Source organism: Caulobacter sp. S45 (genome assembly GCF_903642205.1).
Lineage (GTDB): Bacteria > Pseudomonadota > Alphaproteobacteria > Caulobacterales > Caulobacteraceae > CAHJWH01.
Window position 1 is genome coordinate 1 of sequence record NZ_CAHJWH010000070.1, and the last position, 14,854, is coordinate 14,854.

Here is a 14,854-nt window from a genome sequence, read left to right on the forward strand (position 1 = left end):
TCGATCCCGAGGCGCCGCGGGTCATCGACGCCGCGGCCCTCCTGTCGAAGTCCAAGAACTCGCCCTTCGACGGGCGCAGGCTTCAGGGCGAGGTGCGCCTGGCCGTGGTGGACGGTCGCATCGTGCACGGCGGCCTGGCATGAGGCTAGCTGGGACGCTGGTGGTTGGGTTGGCCCTGGCCGGCCTCGCCTTGCAGGGCTGCGCCTCCGCCTCCCAGAGGTGCGGCCTGGTGGCCTGTGGGGTCGAGCGCGACGCCCTGCTGCAGGTCACCGCCGCCCAGCTCACCGCGCCCGCAGGCGGCATCTCGGTCTACGACATACGCCATTATCCCGGAGCCACCGTGGCCTGGCGCGCCCGCAACGCCGGCCGCGACTACCAGTGCCGCGAGGCCCGGGACGCGGCGGACCCCTCCCGCGTGCACTTCGTCTACTGCCGTCCCGCCACCTGAGCCCAGATGCGGGGACGGCGCCGTTCCACTTGCCAGCGGCGAGAAAGCCTGAGAGCATCGGGCCATGGCGTCCAAGGTGCAGATCGGCCTCCTCGTCCTGCAGGCTGTCCAGCTGGCCTTCATCCTGCTTCACGACTGGGCGCCGTTGGGCCGGCTGAACAACCTCGCCGCGGTGCGCGCCAGCGATCCACCAGCCAAGCTGCTGCGGGTCACCCTGCTCAGCGCCCTGCCGTTCGCCCTGGTCTTCAGCGCCACCTGCGTCTACGGAACGAAGCCCTGGCCCATGTGGCTGCGCACTTGGCTGTTGTGGACCTACATCGCCGCCGCGGCCGGGGCGGTCATCGCATGGTGGGGGCCATATCTGTTCTGGCGAAGCCCGGAGCGGGAGGCGCGCTACCGCATCCGCTTCGCCGGCACGTTGAAGGTGCTGCCGGAACGGCGCGGCATCTCCCCAGACCTTCTCCACATCCTCTTCCACCTCTGCATCGTGTCGACCCTGGTCCTGATCCTGAGATTGTAGCCGCAGCCCATCACGCCTCCTCCAGATAGAGCACGCCCGGCGCGGTCTTCAGCGCGCCACGGAGGGCGGCGTCAAGGCTGAAGCGGCCGGGCAGCTTAAGCTCGATCTCGCAGCCGCCGTCCATGGCCGCCACCACGCAGACCTCGCCGCCGCGTTGAGTGCTCGCCGTCTGCAGCCGCCGCTTCAGGGCCTCCACCGCTGTCCGTTCGGGCGTCATGTAGACCCGCAGGCCCGAGGCGGAGTCAGCCACCACCGTGTCCAGCATCTCCGCGTCGTCGCCGAAGAAGCGCAGCTCGCCCTCGCGGCCCTTGCAGCGGACCTTGACCAGCAGCACGCGGCCGGGCTCCAACAAGTCGCGGCATTTGCGCAGCGTCTCGGGCGGGAACAGCACCTCGAATTCGCCGGTGGGGTCGGACAGGGTGACGAAGGCGAACTTCTCGCCGGCCTTGGACGGCCGCTCGGACTTCCTGCGCACCACGCCCGCCATGCGGAAGGCCTCGTGCCCCGCCTCCGCCAGCTGCGCCGCCTCGGCCAGCAGCGTGGTGCGCTTGCGGCGGAGCACTTCGGAGAGCTGCTCCAGCGGATGGCCGCTGAGATAGAAGCCCACCGCCGCCAGCTCCTCGTCCAGCTGCTGGGTGTGGGTCCAGGGCTCCACCGGCTGAAGGCGCGGGCGCGCGGCGCCGGTGTCGTCGCCGAAGAGGTTGACCTGAGAGGATTGCCGTTCGGCGGTCATGCTCTGGGCATAGGCCATCAGCTGGTCGGCGCAGGCGACGATCTGCGCCCGGTTGGGGTGCAGGGTGTCGAAACCACCGGCCCGCGCCAGGTTCTCCAGCGCGCGCTTGTTCACGCAACGGGTGTCGATCCGTTCCAGGAAGTCGAACAGGTCGGCGAACGTCCCGCCCTCGCGCCGGACCTCGGCTACGTGCTCCATGGCGGCGAAGCCGACGTTGCGGACCGCGCCCAGGGCATAGAGCACCTCCCCGTCCTTCACCGCGAAGTCGGCCGAGGAGCGGTTGATGTCGGGGGCCCGCACCTTGACCCCGAAGCGACGGGCGTCCTGGTAGAACACCGCCAGCCGGTCGGTGTTGGACAGGTCCAGGCTCATGGAGGCGGCGAAGAACTCCACCGGCGTGTTCGCCTTCAGCCAGGCTGTCTGGTAGCTGACCAGGGCGTAGGCGGCCGCGTGGCTCTTGTTGAAACCGTAGCCGGCGAACTTGGCCACCAACTCGAAGATGGAGCCGGCCTGGTCGGGATCGACGCCCTTCTCCGCCGCGCCGGACGCGAAGCGGACCTTCTGGGCGTCCATCTCCTCCTTCTTCTTCTTGCCCATGGCCCGGCGCAGCAGGTCGGCCTCGCCCAACGAATAGCCGGACAGAACCTGGGCGATCTGCATCACCTGTTCCTGGTAAATGATGACGCCGTAGGTCTCCTTGAGGATCGGCTCCAGGGTGGGATGCAGCATGTCTGGTTCGCGCCGTCCGTGCTTGCAATCGATATAGGCCGGGATGTTGTCCATCGGCCCGGGCCGATACAGGGCGCCGAGGGCGGTGATGTCCTCGATGACTGTGGGCTGCAGCTTGCGGAGGGCGTCGCGCATGCCCTGGCCTTCGAATTGAAAGACCCCGACCGTCTGGCCTGAGGCGAACAGCGCGTAGGTGGCGGGATCGTCCAGCGCCAGGGCGTCGAGGTCGAGCAAGCATCCGCGCGCCTTCAGGTGCTGCACCGCCCGGTCGAGCACGGTGAGGGTCTTCAAGCCCAGGAAGTCGAACTTCACCAGGCCTGCGGATTCCACCCATTTCATGTTGAACTGGGTGGCGGGGATGTCGGACCGCGGGTCGCGGTAGAGCGGCGCGAGCTGGGTCAGCGGCCGGTCGGAGATCACGACGCCCGCGGCGTGGGTGGAGGCGTTCCGGTAGAGCCCCTCCAGCCGCAGCGCCACGTCCAGCAGGCCTGCGACGGAGGGGTCGTCCTCGCGCGCCTTCTGCAGCCGCGGCTCGATCTCCAGCGCCTGGGCGAGCGTCACCGGATTGGCGGGGTTGGCCGGCACCATCTTGGCGAGGCGGTCGATCAGGCCCAGCGGCAGCTGCATGACCCGCCCGACGTCGCGCAGCACGGCGCGCGCCTGCAGCGTGCCGAAGGTGATGATCTGGGCGACTCGGTCCAGGCCGTACTTCTGCTGGACGTAGGTGATGACCTGGTCGCGCCGCTCCTGGCAGAAGTCGATGTCGAAGTCGGGCATGGACACCCGCTCCGGATTGAGGAACCGCTCGAACAGCAGGCCGAAGCGGAGCGGGTCGATGTTGGTGATGGTGAGCGCATAGGCGACCAGCGACCCCGCCCCGGACCCGCGGCCCGGACCGACGGGGATGCCGTGCGCCTTGGACCACTTGATGAAGTCCGCCACGATCAGGAAGTAGCCGGGAAAGCCCATCTGCGAGATGACGGCGACCTCGCGCTCCAGCCGCGCCCAGTACTCGGCCTCAGGCGCTGCGGGCGGGTGGGCGAGCAGGCGCGCGCGAAGCCCTTCGCGGGCCTGGTGCGCCAGCTCCTCGGCCTCCGTGCGGCCGGCGCCGGTGTCGAAGCGGGGCAGGATCGGGTCGCGCCTGGAGACCAGGAAGGCGCAGCGCCTGGCGATGTCGAGGGTGTTGTCGCAGGCCTCGGGCAGGTCGGCGAAGGCCTCGCGCATCTCGGCGGCCGAGCGGAAACCGTGAAGCTCGGTGACCTTGCGCCGCTCCGCCTCGCCCAGGAAGGAGCCATCGGACACGCAGAGCAGGGCGTCGTGCGCCTCGTGCATCGAGGCCTCGGTGAAGTAGGCGTCGTTGGTGGCCACCAATGCCGCGTCGTTGGCGTAGGCCCAGGCCACCAGTCCGCGCTCGGCGGCGGCCTCTATCGGCTGCCCGTGACGCTGCAGCTCGACGTAGAGGCGGTCGCCGAACGCCGCCTGCATGCGGGCGAGCGCCGCGTCGCCCTCACCCGCCTTGCCCGCGGCGTAGAGTGGGTTCACTGGGCCGTCGGGGCCGCCCGACAGCAGGATCAGCCCCTCGCCGTGCGCCTCCACCGCCGTCCAGGGCACGCAGGGCTCCTCGCCCTCCCCCTCCAGATAGGCCATCGACGACAGGGTGCAGAGGTTCAGCCAGCCCGCCTCGTCCTTGGCCAGCAGAACCAGGGTCGGACAACGGGCCCAACGTTCCGGCGGCCCCTCCCCGATCCCGGAAACCGGCAGGGCGCAGCCAATGATCGGCTGCGCCCCTTTGTCCTTCATGTACTGAGAAAACTCCAGCGCGCCGAACAGGTTGGCACGGTCGGTGAGGGCTGCGGCGGGCATTCCGGCATTGACGCAGAGGCCGGCGATCTCGGCGGCCTTGATGGCGCCCTCCAGCAGCGAATAGGCCGAACGGACCCGCAGGTGGACGAAGCCGCCCTGCGTGGAACCCATGCCCCCTCGCAGCGCCGCCTCGGCCATCATCGCCTCCGTCCCGTCGTGGGCCTCAGCGACTCAGCCCACGAGCTGCACCGCTGCACAGACCATCCAGACGAAGCCGCCCACCGAGGCAAGGGCTATCGAGTCGCGCGCCAGACGGATCATCCGGATCTCCCAAGTTGCCACTTTGTTCTCTTCTGACTTCGTACGGCTGTCAAGCCTCGCTCCGGGCGCGTATCGCTTCTGCATGGGGTCGATGTTCAACCAATGGGTCGACGGGCAGCCGTGGTGGATGACCCTGCTGCTGCTGCCCGCCATCGTGCTCGGCGCGGTGGCGGTGAAGATCGCCCGCTATGCGATGATCGCTGTCTTCGTCCTAGCCGTGCTGGCCGGCGTCCTGGCGTGGATGCTGGTCCGGCGGCGGCGCTGAGCGGCGCCCTCAGGCGGCTTGCGGCGGGGGACCGCGGAACACGTCGCGGCCGGCGACGGGCTCCAGGCGCACGGGGCGGCCGGTCCGGGCGGACTCGTAGATCGCGCCCATCAGCACCTGGTCCTGCAGGCCCTCCTCGCCCGGGGTGCGGGGCTGGGCGCCGGAGCGGACGCACTGCGCGAAATGGTCGATCTCCAGGCTGAACTGGTTCCGGCGCGCCAGCGAGAGCTCGGTGTTGGCCTCGGCCATGCCGTCGCGACGGGAGAGGCGCAGGCGCTGGCCCTCATAGGCGAAGGCGTTCTCGATCTCGGCCGTCCCGTTGGCGCCCATCACCCGGATGTTGCGGTGCTCGTGAGCGCTGTAGCTGGAGGCGCAGTTCGCGATGGCGCCTGAGGGGAAGCGCAGGGTGAAGCTGACATTGGATTCCACCTCGGCGAAGCGGGGATCGTCCGGCGGGCTGTGGATGCTCGCATAGACCTCCACCGGCTCCTCGCCCAGGATCGCGCGGGTGGTGTTCAGGCAGTAGAGCCCCACATCCGGTAGGGAGCCACCGCCGGAGAGGCGCTTCACCTGGCGCCACTGGGTGGGGTCGCCCTGGTTCTGGGTGTTGACGGCGTCGATCAGCTGGACGGGGCCGAACTCGCCAGCGCGCACGCGCTTGGCCAGCTCAGCGTTGGTCCTCTCGTACTGGCAGCGGTAGGCGATCATGAGCCTAGCGCCGGCGGTGCGGCAGGCGGCGACCATCTCGCGCGCCTGGGCGACGCTGGCGGCCATGGGCTTCTCGCACAGCACATGCTTGCCGGCCCGGGCGGCGGCGACCACGCCATCGCGGTGCAGGGCGTTGGGGGTGACGACGTAGACCGCCTCCACGGCCGGGTTGTCGCGGATGCGGGCGAAGCTAGAGTAGTCGTAGCAGGCCTGGGGCACGATGCCGTATTGAGCGGCCAGAACGGCCATCTTGGCGGGATCGCCGCTGACCAGGGCGACGGGCCGGGCGTGCTTGCACTCCGCAAAGGCCGGCAGGATGTTCTCCACGGCCAGTCGGCCCAGCCCCACGATCGCGAAGCCGACACGGTGCGATGGCGGGTCGAGGTTCGGCGGCAGCGCGTCGGGGCGCTCCGTCTCGGCATAGATGGGCGGAAAGCTGAGGTTGGCGCCCTGGACCAAGCCTTCGTCGACCGGGGTCGGCTGGCCGGCAGACGTGGCCGCCGAGGCTGAGGCGGCGGAGATGGCCAGCGCCGCCAGTCCCAGGCCGCCGCCCGTCACCATGCCCCGCCGGGTCGTTCCCACCTCGTCGGTCATCATCACCTCCGCGCGGTCGACCAGGGAAGATCATGCGGGCCTGGATTGTTCCAACCGAGGCGTCTCAGCCCGAGGCTCGGCCTCAGTACTCCTGGCGCCGGGAAATGCGTTCGACCTCGGCCTGCACCCGGGCCTCGACGATTGATGAGAGGTTCTGATCCAGCCAGTCGCGCAACATGGGCTTCAGCATCTCGCGCACGAGATCTTCCAGTGTGCGGCCCTCCTTGGGCATGGAAATGGTTCGCGCGAGAGCGCCGAAATGGCCAGCGCTGGCCTCGGCGGCATAGCTGCCCACCAGCGGCTCCTCGGCGAAGGCGGGCGCGGGCTTGGCCGGCGGTGCGGTCGAGAAGACGTCAAGATCGCCCAAGGTTTCCTCGTAGGTCTGCGGCTTTGCGGGCTCTGGCCTGGACGGGGTCGAGTCCACTGGCTCGGTCAATTCCAGCACATCGTCTTCCGGCGGCGGAGGAGGAGCGGTAACCGCCGGTGCGGGGGGGTCGGGCGCGGGCTTGTGGATCGGCTCAGAGGCGCGGAGCTCAGGGGCATGGACAGGCTCGGCCGCCGCGGCCGGCTCCGGCGCGGCGGCGGCCGGGGGCGCGTCATCCTCCGAGATGATGCGCCGGATGGAGGCCAGGATCTCCTCCATGGTCGGTTCCTGGGCGTTGGTCTCGGACATGGGCGAACCGTGCGGCGGATGGAAGCGACTCGGAGCCTATGACGACAAGCCAAGTCCTGCAATTGCGCCCTTGCGTGCAAGGCCGAGGCGGCCTGCGTGTCCCGGTCGCAGCAGGCGCAGCCGAATGCGCCCGCTCAGGCGCTGCAGCGGTTGCGGATCAGCCTCCGGCGGCTTTGAATAGCCAAGGTCTCGAACCGAGGAGAGCCTGATGCCCAGCTCGCACCGCGCCACGATGATGATGCTGAGCCTGCTCGCTGCAGCGGGCGCCCTGCCCGCCTCCGCCAGGCCCGCCTCTCCAACCGCCAACCCCGCCGCCGTGGCCCAGGCGATCGGCGATTGCCGCAAGCTCACCGACCGCGACGCGCGGCTTGACTGCTACGACAAGGCGACGGACGCCTTCGAGCAGGCCCAGGCCAGCGGCCAGGTGGTCGTGGTGGACCGGGAACAGGTGCGCGCGGTGAAGCGCCAAGCCTTCGGCTTCAACGTGCCCTCGCTGAACCTGTTCGCGCATGGACCCAAGGAGGAGCAGGTTGACAAGGTCTCGGTCAAGCTCGCCGGCGCCCATCAGAACGGTGATAGCAGGTGGGTGATGGTCACCGACGAGGACGCCGTCTGGACCCAGATCGACGGCGCCGACCTCTTCAACCCGCCGCACGCCGGCTCCACGGTGGCCATCCGCAAGGCGATGCTCGGCAGCTACTTCTGCAATGTGGATGGTCAGAGCGCCATCCGCTGCATCCGCACCCGCTAGTAGCGCCGGCGTCGAGGACTAGCGCGCGCCGCACGCCTTTGGGCTAGATGAGGGCGCGGGACGCGTCTCCCGCCGTCGGTGGACGATAGGAATGGCTTACGGCTCGGGCGGAGACAGGGTGCTGGTGACCGGCGCGTCGGGCTTCGTCGGCTCGGCGGTGGCCCGGGCGCTGCGCCAGCGCGGGATGCAGGTTCGCTGCCTTGTGCGCACGTCCAGCCCCCGCACGAACTTCGCCGGGCTCGACGCGGAGCTGTGGGAGGGCGACATGCGCGACGCCACCTCCATGGCCGCCGCCATGGCCGGCCAGCGCCATCTTTTCCATGTGGCTGCGGACTACCGGCTCTGGGCGCGCGATCCGGAGGAGATCGTGCGCAACAACCTGGCCGGCACGCGCGCGGTGATGCAGGCGGCGAAGGCGGCCGGCGTCGAGCGGATCGTCTACACCTCCAGCGTCGCCACCCTGAGCCTCAAGGACGGACCATCGGACGAGAGCCGGCCGCTCCAGCCACAGGACGCCATCGGCGCCTACAAGCGCAGCAAGGTGGTGGCCGAGCGCGAGGTGGAGCGGATGGTGGCCGACGAGGCGCTGCCGGCTGTCATCGTCAATCCCTCGACGCCCATCGGTCCACGGGACGTCAAGCCCACACCCACCGGGCGGATCATCGTGGAGGCTGCTAACGGCAAGATGCCGGCCTTCGTCGATACCGGGTTGAACCTGGTGCATGTGGACGATGTGGCCCACGGGCACCTGCTGGCCTTCGACAAGGGCAAGATTGGCGAACGGTATGTTCTGGGCGGTCAGGACGCGAGCCTGCGCGAGATGCTGGGCGTCATCGCCGAGCTGGTCGGCCGGAGGGCGCCTGCGGTGTCGCTCCCGCTCGCGCCGCTGTTCCCACTGGCTCATGCTGCGGAAGCCGTGGCCAGAATCACGGGCAAGGAGCCCTTCCTGACCGCCGATGCGCTGCGCATGTCACGCCACAAGATGTTCTTCTCCTCCGCCAAGGCGCAGAGCGAGCTCGGTTACAGGGCGCGGCCCTACCGGGACGCGCTCGAGGATGCGGTGACCTGGTTCAAGAGCGCGGGCCATATCCGGTGAGCGGGGCTGAGCTGGTCCTGACGACCATCGCGGGCCTGGGTCTGCTGATTTGGCTGTACCTGCTGCTCGGGCGCGGCATGTTCTGGCTGGCCCGCGAGCGGGACGACCGCCAAGAGCCGGCCGAACCTTCCAGGTGGCCGTCGGTGGTCGCCGTGATGCCGGCGCGCGACGAGGCGGACGTGATCGCCCGCTCGATCGGCTCGCTGCTGGCCCAGGACTATCCGGGCGAGTTTCGCGTCGTGCTGGTGGACGATCAGAGCGGGGATGACACCGGGAAGATCGCGCGCGCCCTGCCCGGAGCGGAGCGGCTGGAGGTGCTCGCCGGCTCTCCGCTACCCCGTGGCTGGGTCGGCAAGATGTGGGCGGTGCACCAGGGCGTGGCCCACGCCTCCCGGAGCGCGCCCGACTACGTGCTGCTCACCGACGCCGACATCGGCCATCAGACGGTGAACCTGCGCAAGCTGGTGGCCCGGGCCGAGGCGGGAAGGCTAGTGCTGGTCTCGCTCATGGTGCGGCTCCATTGTAAGACGCGCGCCGAGCGGCTGCTGATCCCGGCTTTCGTCTTCTTCTTTGACATGCTCTTCCCCTTCGGCTGGGTGAACAATCCGAAACGGAAGCTCGCGGCCGGCGCCGGAGGCTGCATGCTGGTGCGTCGCCAGGCGCTGGAGGCGGCTGGCGGCGTCGGCGAGATCAAGGACGCCATCATCGACGACTGCGCACTCGCCGGTCGGCTCAAGGCGCAGGGGCCGGTCTGGCTTGGCCTCACACTCCGGGCTGAGAGCCTGCGGCCCTATGCCGGGTTCGCCGAAGTGGCGCAGATGGTGTCGCGGTCGGCCTACGCCCAACTCGGCTATTCGCCCTGGCTCCTGGCGGGCACGGTGCTGGGCATGGCCCTGACCTACCTGGCGCCGGCCATGCTGGCTCTTTCGCTGCATGGGTTGGCGGCGGCTGTTGGAGCAATGACCTGGCTGCTCATGGCGATCAGCTTCCAACCCATGCTGCGCCTCTATCGGCTGTCGCCGCTCTGGGGTCTGGCCCTGCCCCTGATCGGGCTGCTCTACACCGCCTTCACGCTACAATCGGCTGTGCAGGTCTGGAGCGGCAAGGGCGGCATGTGGAAAGGCCGCGCCCAGGCGGAGGCCCACCTCGAGGCCATGGAAGCGGCCGAATGAGCGTGCAAAACGCCTCCGCCCTCGCATCCGGCAAGGGTCACACCGATGAGAACTTCCCCGTCGCCTCCCTCCTGGTGGCGCCTCAGAACAGGGCGCCCATTCTGGCCTTCTATCGCTTTGCGCGCACCGCCGACGACGTCTCCGATGACCCCCACGCCACGCCGCACGAGAAGCTCGCCCACCTGGCGATCATGCGCGGCACACTGGCCGGCGAGCGCGACGACAACCCTGAGGCCCTGGCGCTGCGTCAGGTGCAGCAGGCGCGGGGGATAACCCCTCAGCACGGGCTGGACCTGCTGGAAGCCTTCCGTCGCGACGTCACCAAGCTGCGCTACGCCGACTGGGCGGATCTGATGGACTACTGCCGCTATTCCGCAGCGCCGGTCGGTCGCTTCGTGCTCGACGTGCACGCGGAGAGCCGCGAGACCTGGCCGGCCAATGATGCGCTCTGCAGCGCACTGCAGGTGATCAACCACCTGCAGGACTGCGGCAAGGACTACCGCGACCTGGACCGGGTCTACATCCCCCAGGACCACCTGCAGGCCGCCGGGATCGGGGTGGAGGCCCTGGCCGAGCCGAAGGCGCCGTTGGCGCTAAAATCTTTGATCGCCGACCTAGCGGGTCGCACGGCCGTGCTGCTCGGCCAATCCCGTCCCTTCGCCGGCATGATCAGGGACGGGCGGCTGCGGCTGGAGGTGGCGGTGATCCAGCGCCTGGCGGAAGATCTGAGTCGGCGGCTGTCGGTGCGCGACCCCCTCAGCGAACGGGTGCACCACTCCAAGGCCGAGGCCGCAGCCCTGGCGCTCACCGCCGCCATCGCCCTGCCCTTCCGCCGCCGGTCCACCGCCGCGTGAGCCTCGACGTGGCCGAACGCTCAAACGCCGCGCAAGGCCGGCCAGATGCCGCGACCAGCGGCGCCTCAGGCAGCTCCTTCTACGCCGGCATGCGCGTGCTGCCCAAGGAGGAGCGGACGGCCATGTACGCCGTCTACGGCTTCTGCCGCATCGTAGACGACATCGCAGACGACCTCGGCGGCGACCGCGCGTCGCGGCGCGCAGAGCTGGACGCCTGGCGCGCCGACCTGGAAAGCCTCTACGCCAGCGGCCCGCCCGGACGCGCCGGCTTCCTGGCCAAGGCGGTGCGCCGTTTCGGCTTGGCGAAGGGCGACTTCCTGGCGGTGATCAACGGCATGCAGATGGACGTAGACACCGACATCCGCGCGCCCTCGGCCGCCGTGCTCGACCTCTACATCGACCGGGTGGCCAGCGCGGTAGGGCGGCTTTCGGTGCGAATCTTCGGCATGGACGAGGCGCCGGGCCTGGAGCTGGCGTACCATCTCGGTCGGGCGCTTCAGCTCACCAACATCCTGCGCGACTTAGACGAAGACGCGGCCATCGGGCGCCTATATGTGCCTCGCGAGACCCTGGACCGGGCCTGGATCGCAGGCGAGGACCCGATGACCGTGGTGAACGACGTCAGGATCGAGCAGGCTGCCGGCGAGCTGCTGGCCGATGCCCGCACCCACTACGCCGCCGCAGATCGCGTGCTGCACGCCCGTCCCCGCGGACGCCTGCTCGCGCCGCGGCTGATGTCCGCCGTCTACGCGCGCACACTCGACCGCACCGCCGCCGGCGGTTGGGCGCCGCCCCGCACCCGTGTGAAGCTCGGCAAAGGCGAGTTGCTGAGGCTGGTGGCGCGGCAGGTGTTCAAGTGACCCTCTCCCCGCGATGGGGGGAGGCATGACCGTGCATGTGGTGGGCGCAGGACTGGCCGGCCTGTCGGCCGCCGTCCAGCTTGCCAGACGAGGCAGTGCGGTGGAGGTGTCAGAAGCCGCCGCCCAGGCCGGCGGCCGTTGCCGCTCCTATTTTGATCCGCAGCTCGGGTTGACGCTCGACAACGGCAACCACCTCGTGTTGTCCGGCAACACGGCGGTCTACGCCTATCTGGACGCCATCGGCGCCCGCGACCGGCTGGCCGGCCCGGACAAGGCGGTGTTCCACTGGGCCGACCTCAGCACCGGCGAGCGCTGGACATTGCGCCCCAACGAGGGTCCCCTCCCCTGGTGGATGCTCTCTGCCAAGCGGCGGACGCCGGGAACGCGGGCAGCGGACCACCTCTCGCTCCTGCCCTTCCTGCGCTTCCAGCCCGGACGGCGGGTGGATCAGGTGATGGCCTGTCGCGGCGCCCTGTGGGACCGGCTGCTCGATCCTTTCCTGCTCGCAGTGCTGAACACAGACGCTCGGGAGGGCTCCGCCGACCTCGCCGGCGCGGTGGTGCGCGAGACGCTGGCCAAAGGCGGCGCCGCCTATCGTCCGCGAATTGCCGAGCCGACGCTGTCGGCCGCCTTCGTGGAGCCGGCGCTTGAGGCCCTTGCCAAACTCGGAACGTCGGTGCGGCTCGGCCGGCGGTTGCGCCGCATCGCATTGGACGGTGACCGCGCCACGTCCCTCGTCTTCTCAGACGGCGAGACGCCGCTCGGCCCCGACGACAAGCTTCTTCTGGCCACCCCGGCCTGGGTCGCCGCCGACCTGCTGCCGGAGCTGATCGTTCCCACCGAGCACCGCGCGATCGTCAACGCCCACTTCCGCCTCACCCCGCCCGCCGGGGCGGAGCCGCTGATCGGGGTGATCGGCGGAACCGTGGAGTGGATTTTCGCCTTCTCCGACCGCATGTCCGTAACCGTCAGCGGTGCAGATCGGCTCGTCGATATGGATCGCCACGCCTTGGCCGCTCTGCTCTGGAAGGACGTCGCTGCCGTGCATGGTCTGTCGAACGAGCTTCCCCCGTGGCAGGTGTTGAAGGAGAAGCGCGCCACCTTCGCCGCCACGCCTGAGCAGGATGCGCTGCGGCCCAAGGCCCAGACCCGCTGGAAAAACGTGCTTCTGGCCGGCGATTGGACGGCCACGGGGCTGCCCTCGACGATTGAGGGCGCACTGCGCTCTGGGAGCCACGCCGCGGACTTGGCGTTGGCGCCTTCTAGCGTGTAGGTCAGCCCTCCGGGGACAAAGGAATTATGTACGACGCGATTCTGGACGAAGCTCGCCTGATCGGTGAGGTTTCCGTCCAAGACCTGGACGGCAGCGTGCAGAAGGCGGCGGATGCGCTCCTATGCCTGCAGCACGCCGATGGCCACTTCGTCTTCGAACTCGAGGCCGACGCCACCATCCCGTCGGAATACATCCTGCTGCGCCACTATCTGGCGGAGCCGGACGACCTGGAGCTGGAGCACAAGATCGGCGTCTACCTCCGCCGCGTCCAGGGTGAGCACGGCGGCTGGCCGCTCTACCACGGCGGCGCGTTCAACGTGTCGGCCAGCGTGAAGGCCTATTTCGCGCTGAAGATGATCGGCGACGACATCGACGCGCCGCACATGGCCCGCGCCCGGGAGGCGATCCTGGCCGCCGGCGGGGCCGCCGCCACCAACGTCTTCACCCGCATCCAGCTGGCGCTGTACGGCGAGATCGACTGGGTGGAGATCCCCAACATGCCGGCGGAGCTGATCCTGGCTCCGCGCTGGTTCCCCATCCACCTGTCCAAGATGAGCTACTGGGCGCGCACGGTGATCGTGCCGCTCCTGGTGCTGATGAACCTGCGGCCCCAGGCCCGCAACCCGCGCGGCGTGCACGTGCGCGAGCTGATCAAGCCGACGGTGAAGGCCCAGCGCGTCTCCAACGTGCCCGACCCCAAGCTCGCCTGGACCATAGGCTTCAACGCGCTGGACGGCGTGCTGAAGGTGACCGATGGCCTGTGGCCCAAGCGCCTACGCAAGCGCGCCCTCGACGCCTGCGTGGCCTGGGTGGTGGAGCGGCTGAACGGCGAGGATGGCCTGGGCGCCATCTACCCCGCCATGGCCAACAGCGTGATGATGTTCGACGCGCTCGGCTATGCCGAGGACCACCCACACCGCGCCATCGCAAGGCTCTCGGTGGAGAAGCTGCTCGTCGTGAAAGACGACGAGGCCTACTGCCAGCCCTGCAAGAGCCCGATCTGGGACACCGCGCTCGCTTCCCACGCCCTGATGGAAGCCGGCGTTCCCGGCGGCGAGCGCAAGGTGGAGCGGGCATTGGACTGGCTGCGCAAGCGCCAGGTGCTCGACGTGAAGGGCGACTGGGCCGAGGTGAAGCCTGACGTGCGCCCCGGCGGCTGGGCCTTCCAGTACAACAACGCCCACTATCCGGACCTGGACGACACCGCGGTCGTGGTCATGGCCATGGACCGCGCCCGCGCGCGGCTGGGCGTCGACGGCAACGACGAGGCCATCGCCCGCGGCGAGGAGTGGGTCGCGGGCCTGCAAAGCGCCGATGGCGGCTTCGCGGCCTTCGATGCGGACAACACCTACTATTACCTGAATAACATCCCGTTCGCAGATCATGGGGCCTTGCTCGACCCGCCCACGGTGGACGTGGCGGCGCGCTGCGTGGGCATGCTGGCCCAGCTCGGCGAACCCCTGGACAGCCCGCGCATGGCCTCGGCCATCAAGTACCTGCGCGACGAGCAGGAGGCGGACGGCAGCTTCTGGGGCCGCTGGGGCGTGAACTACATCTACGGCACTTGGTCGGCGCTGGTGGCGCTGAACAAGGCGGGCGTCGGCCCCACCGATCCCCTGATGACCCGCGCGGTGGATTGGCTGCTGAAGATCCAGAACGCCGACGGCGGCTGGGGCGAGAGCTGCGACAGCTACAAGCTCGACTACACCGGCTTCGAGCCCGCCCCCTCCACCTCCTCCCAGACCGCCTGGGCCCTGCTGGCCATGATGTCGGCGGGCGAAGCGGACCATCCGGCCGTGGCGCGCGGCGTGAAGTGGCTGCAGGACCACCAGGGTGAGGACGGCCTCTGGCCGGAAGAAGTCTTCACCGGCGGCGGCTTCCCCCGCGTCTTCTACCTGCGCTACCACGGCTACCGGAAGTTCTTCCCGCTCTGGGCGCTGGCCCGCTACCGCAACCTGATGCGGAGCAATTCGCGCCAGGTCGAGTACGGGATGTGAGGGACGACTTCGTCGCGCTACCCTGGCGTGTTATGAGGAATGATGGCGCAGCCTGAA

Annotated in this window: 14 protein-coding genes and 1 pseudogene; 11 read left to right on the forward strand and 4 right to left on the reverse strand. The window is 69.4% G+C overall.

Annotated elements, in window-relative coordinates; translation table 11 throughout:
* The 3 genes and pseudogenes from HUV06_RS16265 to HUV06_RS08705 all read left to right on the forward strand — a co-directional run.
* Positions 1-143: pseudogene (locus HUV06_RS16265) on the forward strand (dihydroorotase); the annotation flags it as partial.
* On the forward strand, positions 140-448 hold the full coding sequence (locus tag HUV06_RS08700) for a hypothetical protein (protein ID WP_174300880.1): 309 nt from the start codon (positions 140-142) through the stop codon (positions 446-448). The pseudogene HUV06_RS16265 and the gene HUV06_RS08700, both read left to right, overlap by 4 nt.
* 64 nt (positions 449-512) lie before the next feature.
* Complete coding sequence (locus HUV06_RS08705; RefSeq protein ID WP_174300881.1) at positions 513-968, forward strand: hypothetical protein; 456 nt, start codon at positions 513-515, stop codon at positions 966-968.
* A gap of 10 nt (positions 969-978) precedes the next feature.
* Here the strand turns inward: HUV06_RS08705 and dnaE are convergent, their stop codons facing one another.
* Together dnaE and sidA are read right to left on the reverse strand one after the other, a co-directional pair.
* Complete coding sequence (dnaE, locus tag HUV06_RS08710; RefSeq protein ID WP_174300891.1) at positions 979-4,404, reverse strand: DNA polymerase III subunit alpha; 3,426 nt, start codon at positions 4,402-4,404, stop codon at positions 979-981.
* Between the two features lie 60 nt (positions 4,405-4,464).
* On the reverse strand, positions 4,465-4,554 hold the full coding sequence (gene sidA / locus HUV06_RS08715) for a cell division inhibitor SidA (RefSeq protein WP_174300882.1): 90 nt from the start codon (positions 4,552-4,554) through the stop codon (positions 4,465-4,467).
* Between the two features lie 127 nt (positions 4,555-4,681).
* Between sidA and HUV06_RS08720 the strand changes: the two genes are divergently transcribed.
* A complete protein-coding gene (locus HUV06_RS08720) occupies positions 4,682-4,819 on the forward strand; it encodes a hypothetical protein (protein WP_174300883.1) in 138 nt (45 codons plus the stop codon).
* Between the two features lie 9 nt (positions 4,820-4,828).
* Here the strand turns inward: HUV06_RS08720 and HUV06_RS08725 are convergent, their stop codons facing one another.
* Both HUV06_RS08725 and HUV06_RS08730 read right to left on the reverse strand, forming a co-directional pair.
* Entirely contained in the window at positions 4,829-6,121 is a 1,293-nt protein-coding gene (locus HUV06_RS08725) for a Gfo/Idh/MocA family protein (RefSeq protein ID WP_174300884.1), read from the reverse strand.
* A gap of 82 nt (positions 6,122-6,203) precedes the next feature.
* A complete protein-coding gene (locus HUV06_RS08730; protein ID WP_174300885.1) occupies positions 6,204-6,794 on the reverse strand; it encodes a DUF2497 domain-containing protein in 591 nt (196 codons plus the stop codon).
* 208 nt (positions 6,795-7,002) lie between these two features.
* On the opposite strand from HUV06_RS08730, the gene HUV06_RS08735 reads away from it, so the two are divergent.
* From HUV06_RS08735 to shc, 7 genes are all read left to right on the forward strand, one after another.
* On the forward strand, positions 7,003-7,545 hold the full coding sequence (locus tag HUV06_RS08735) for a hypothetical protein (RefSeq protein ID WP_174300886.1): 543 nt from the start codon (positions 7,003-7,005) through the stop codon (positions 7,543-7,545).
* Positions 7,546-7,636: 91 nt separating this feature from the next.
* Positions 7,637-8,641 carry a hopanoid-associated sugar epimerase gene (gene hpnA / locus HUV06_RS08740; protein WP_174300887.1) on the forward strand — a complete coding sequence of 335 codons (1,005 nt, stop codon included), beginning with the start codon at positions 7,637-7,639 and terminating at the stop codon, positions 8,639-8,641.
* Positions 8,638-9,813, forward strand: coding sequence for a glycosyltransferase (locus tag HUV06_RS08745; RefSeq protein WP_217433732.1), 1,176 nt, complete (start codon positions 8,638-8,640; stop codon positions 9,811-9,813). Before hpnA ends, HUV06_RS08745 begins: the two co-directional genes overlap by 4 nt.
* A complete protein-coding gene (hpnC, locus tag HUV06_RS08750) occupies positions 9,810-10,667 on the forward strand; it encodes a squalene synthase HpnC (RefSeq protein WP_174300888.1) in 858 nt (285 codons plus the stop codon). The genes HUV06_RS08745 and hpnC overlap by 4 nt, the downstream gene beginning before the upstream one ends.
* An 8-nt stretch (positions 10,668-10,675) precedes the next feature.
* Positions 10,676-11,527: a presqualene diphosphate synthase HpnD gene (gene hpnD / locus HUV06_RS08755; protein WP_217433733.1), complete on the forward strand. Its 852-nt coding sequence runs from the start codon at positions 10,676-10,678 to the stop codon at positions 11,525-11,527.
* A 25-nt stretch (positions 11,528-11,552) separates the two neighbouring features.
* Positions 11,553-12,800, forward strand: a complete 1,248-nt coding sequence (gene hpnE, locus HUV06_RS08760; RefSeq protein ID WP_217433735.1) for a hydroxysqualene dehydroxylase HpnE — start codon at positions 11,553-11,555, stop codon at positions 12,798-12,800.
* A gap of 26 nt (positions 12,801-12,826) precedes the next feature.
* Positions 12,827-14,797: a squalene--hopene cyclase gene (gene shc / locus HUV06_RS08765; protein WP_174300890.1), complete on the forward strand. Its 1,971-nt coding sequence runs from the start codon at positions 12,827-12,829 to the stop codon at positions 14,795-14,797.
* The last annotated feature ends 57 nt before the right edge of the window (positions 14,798-14,854 follow it).

Coding starts and splice junctions, on each gene's coding strand:
- HUV06_RS08700 (WP_174300880.1), top strand. CDS start 140: ATGAGGCTAGCTGGGACGCTGGTGGTTGGGTTGGCCCTGGCCGGCCTC.
- HUV06_RS08705 (WP_174300881.1), top strand. CDS start 513: ATGGCGTCCAAGGTGCAGATCGGCCTCCTCGTCCTGCAGGCTGTCCAG.
- dnaE (WP_174300891.1), bottom strand. CDS start 4,404: ATGGGTTCCACGCAGGGCGGCTTCGTCCACCTGCGGGTCCGTTCGGCC.
- sidA (WP_174300882.1), bottom strand. CDS start 4,554: ATGATCCGTCTGGCGCGCGACTCGATAGCCCTTGCCTCGGTGGGCGGC.
- HUV06_RS08720 (WP_174300883.1), top strand. CDS start 4,682: ATGACCCTGCTGCTGCTGCCCGCCATCGTGCTCGGCGCGGTGGCGGTG.
- HUV06_RS08725 (WP_174300884.1), bottom strand. CDS start 6,121: ATGACCGACGAGGTGGGAACGACCCGGCGGGGCATGGTGACGGGCGGC.
- HUV06_RS08730 (WP_174300885.1), bottom strand. CDS start 6,794: ATGTCCGAGACCAACGCCCAGGAACCGACCATGGAGGAGATCCTGGCC.
- HUV06_RS08735 (WP_174300886.1), top strand. CDS start 7,003: ATGCCCAGCTCGCACCGCGCCACGATGATGATGCTGAGCCTGCTCGCT.
- hpnA (WP_174300887.1), top strand. CDS start 7,637: ATGGCTTACGGCTCGGGCGGAGACAGGGTGCTGGTGACCGGCGCGTCG.
- hpnC (WP_174300888.1), top strand. CDS start 9,810: ATGAGCGTGCAAAACGCCTCCGCCCTCGCATCCGGCAAGGGTCACACC.
- hpnE (WP_217433735.1), top strand. CDS start 11,553: ATGACCGTGCATGTGGTGGGCGCAGGACTGGCCGGCCTGTCGGCCGCC.
- shc (WP_174300890.1), top strand. CDS start 12,827: ATGTACGACGCGATTCTGGACGAAGCTCGCCTGATCGGTGAGGTTTCC.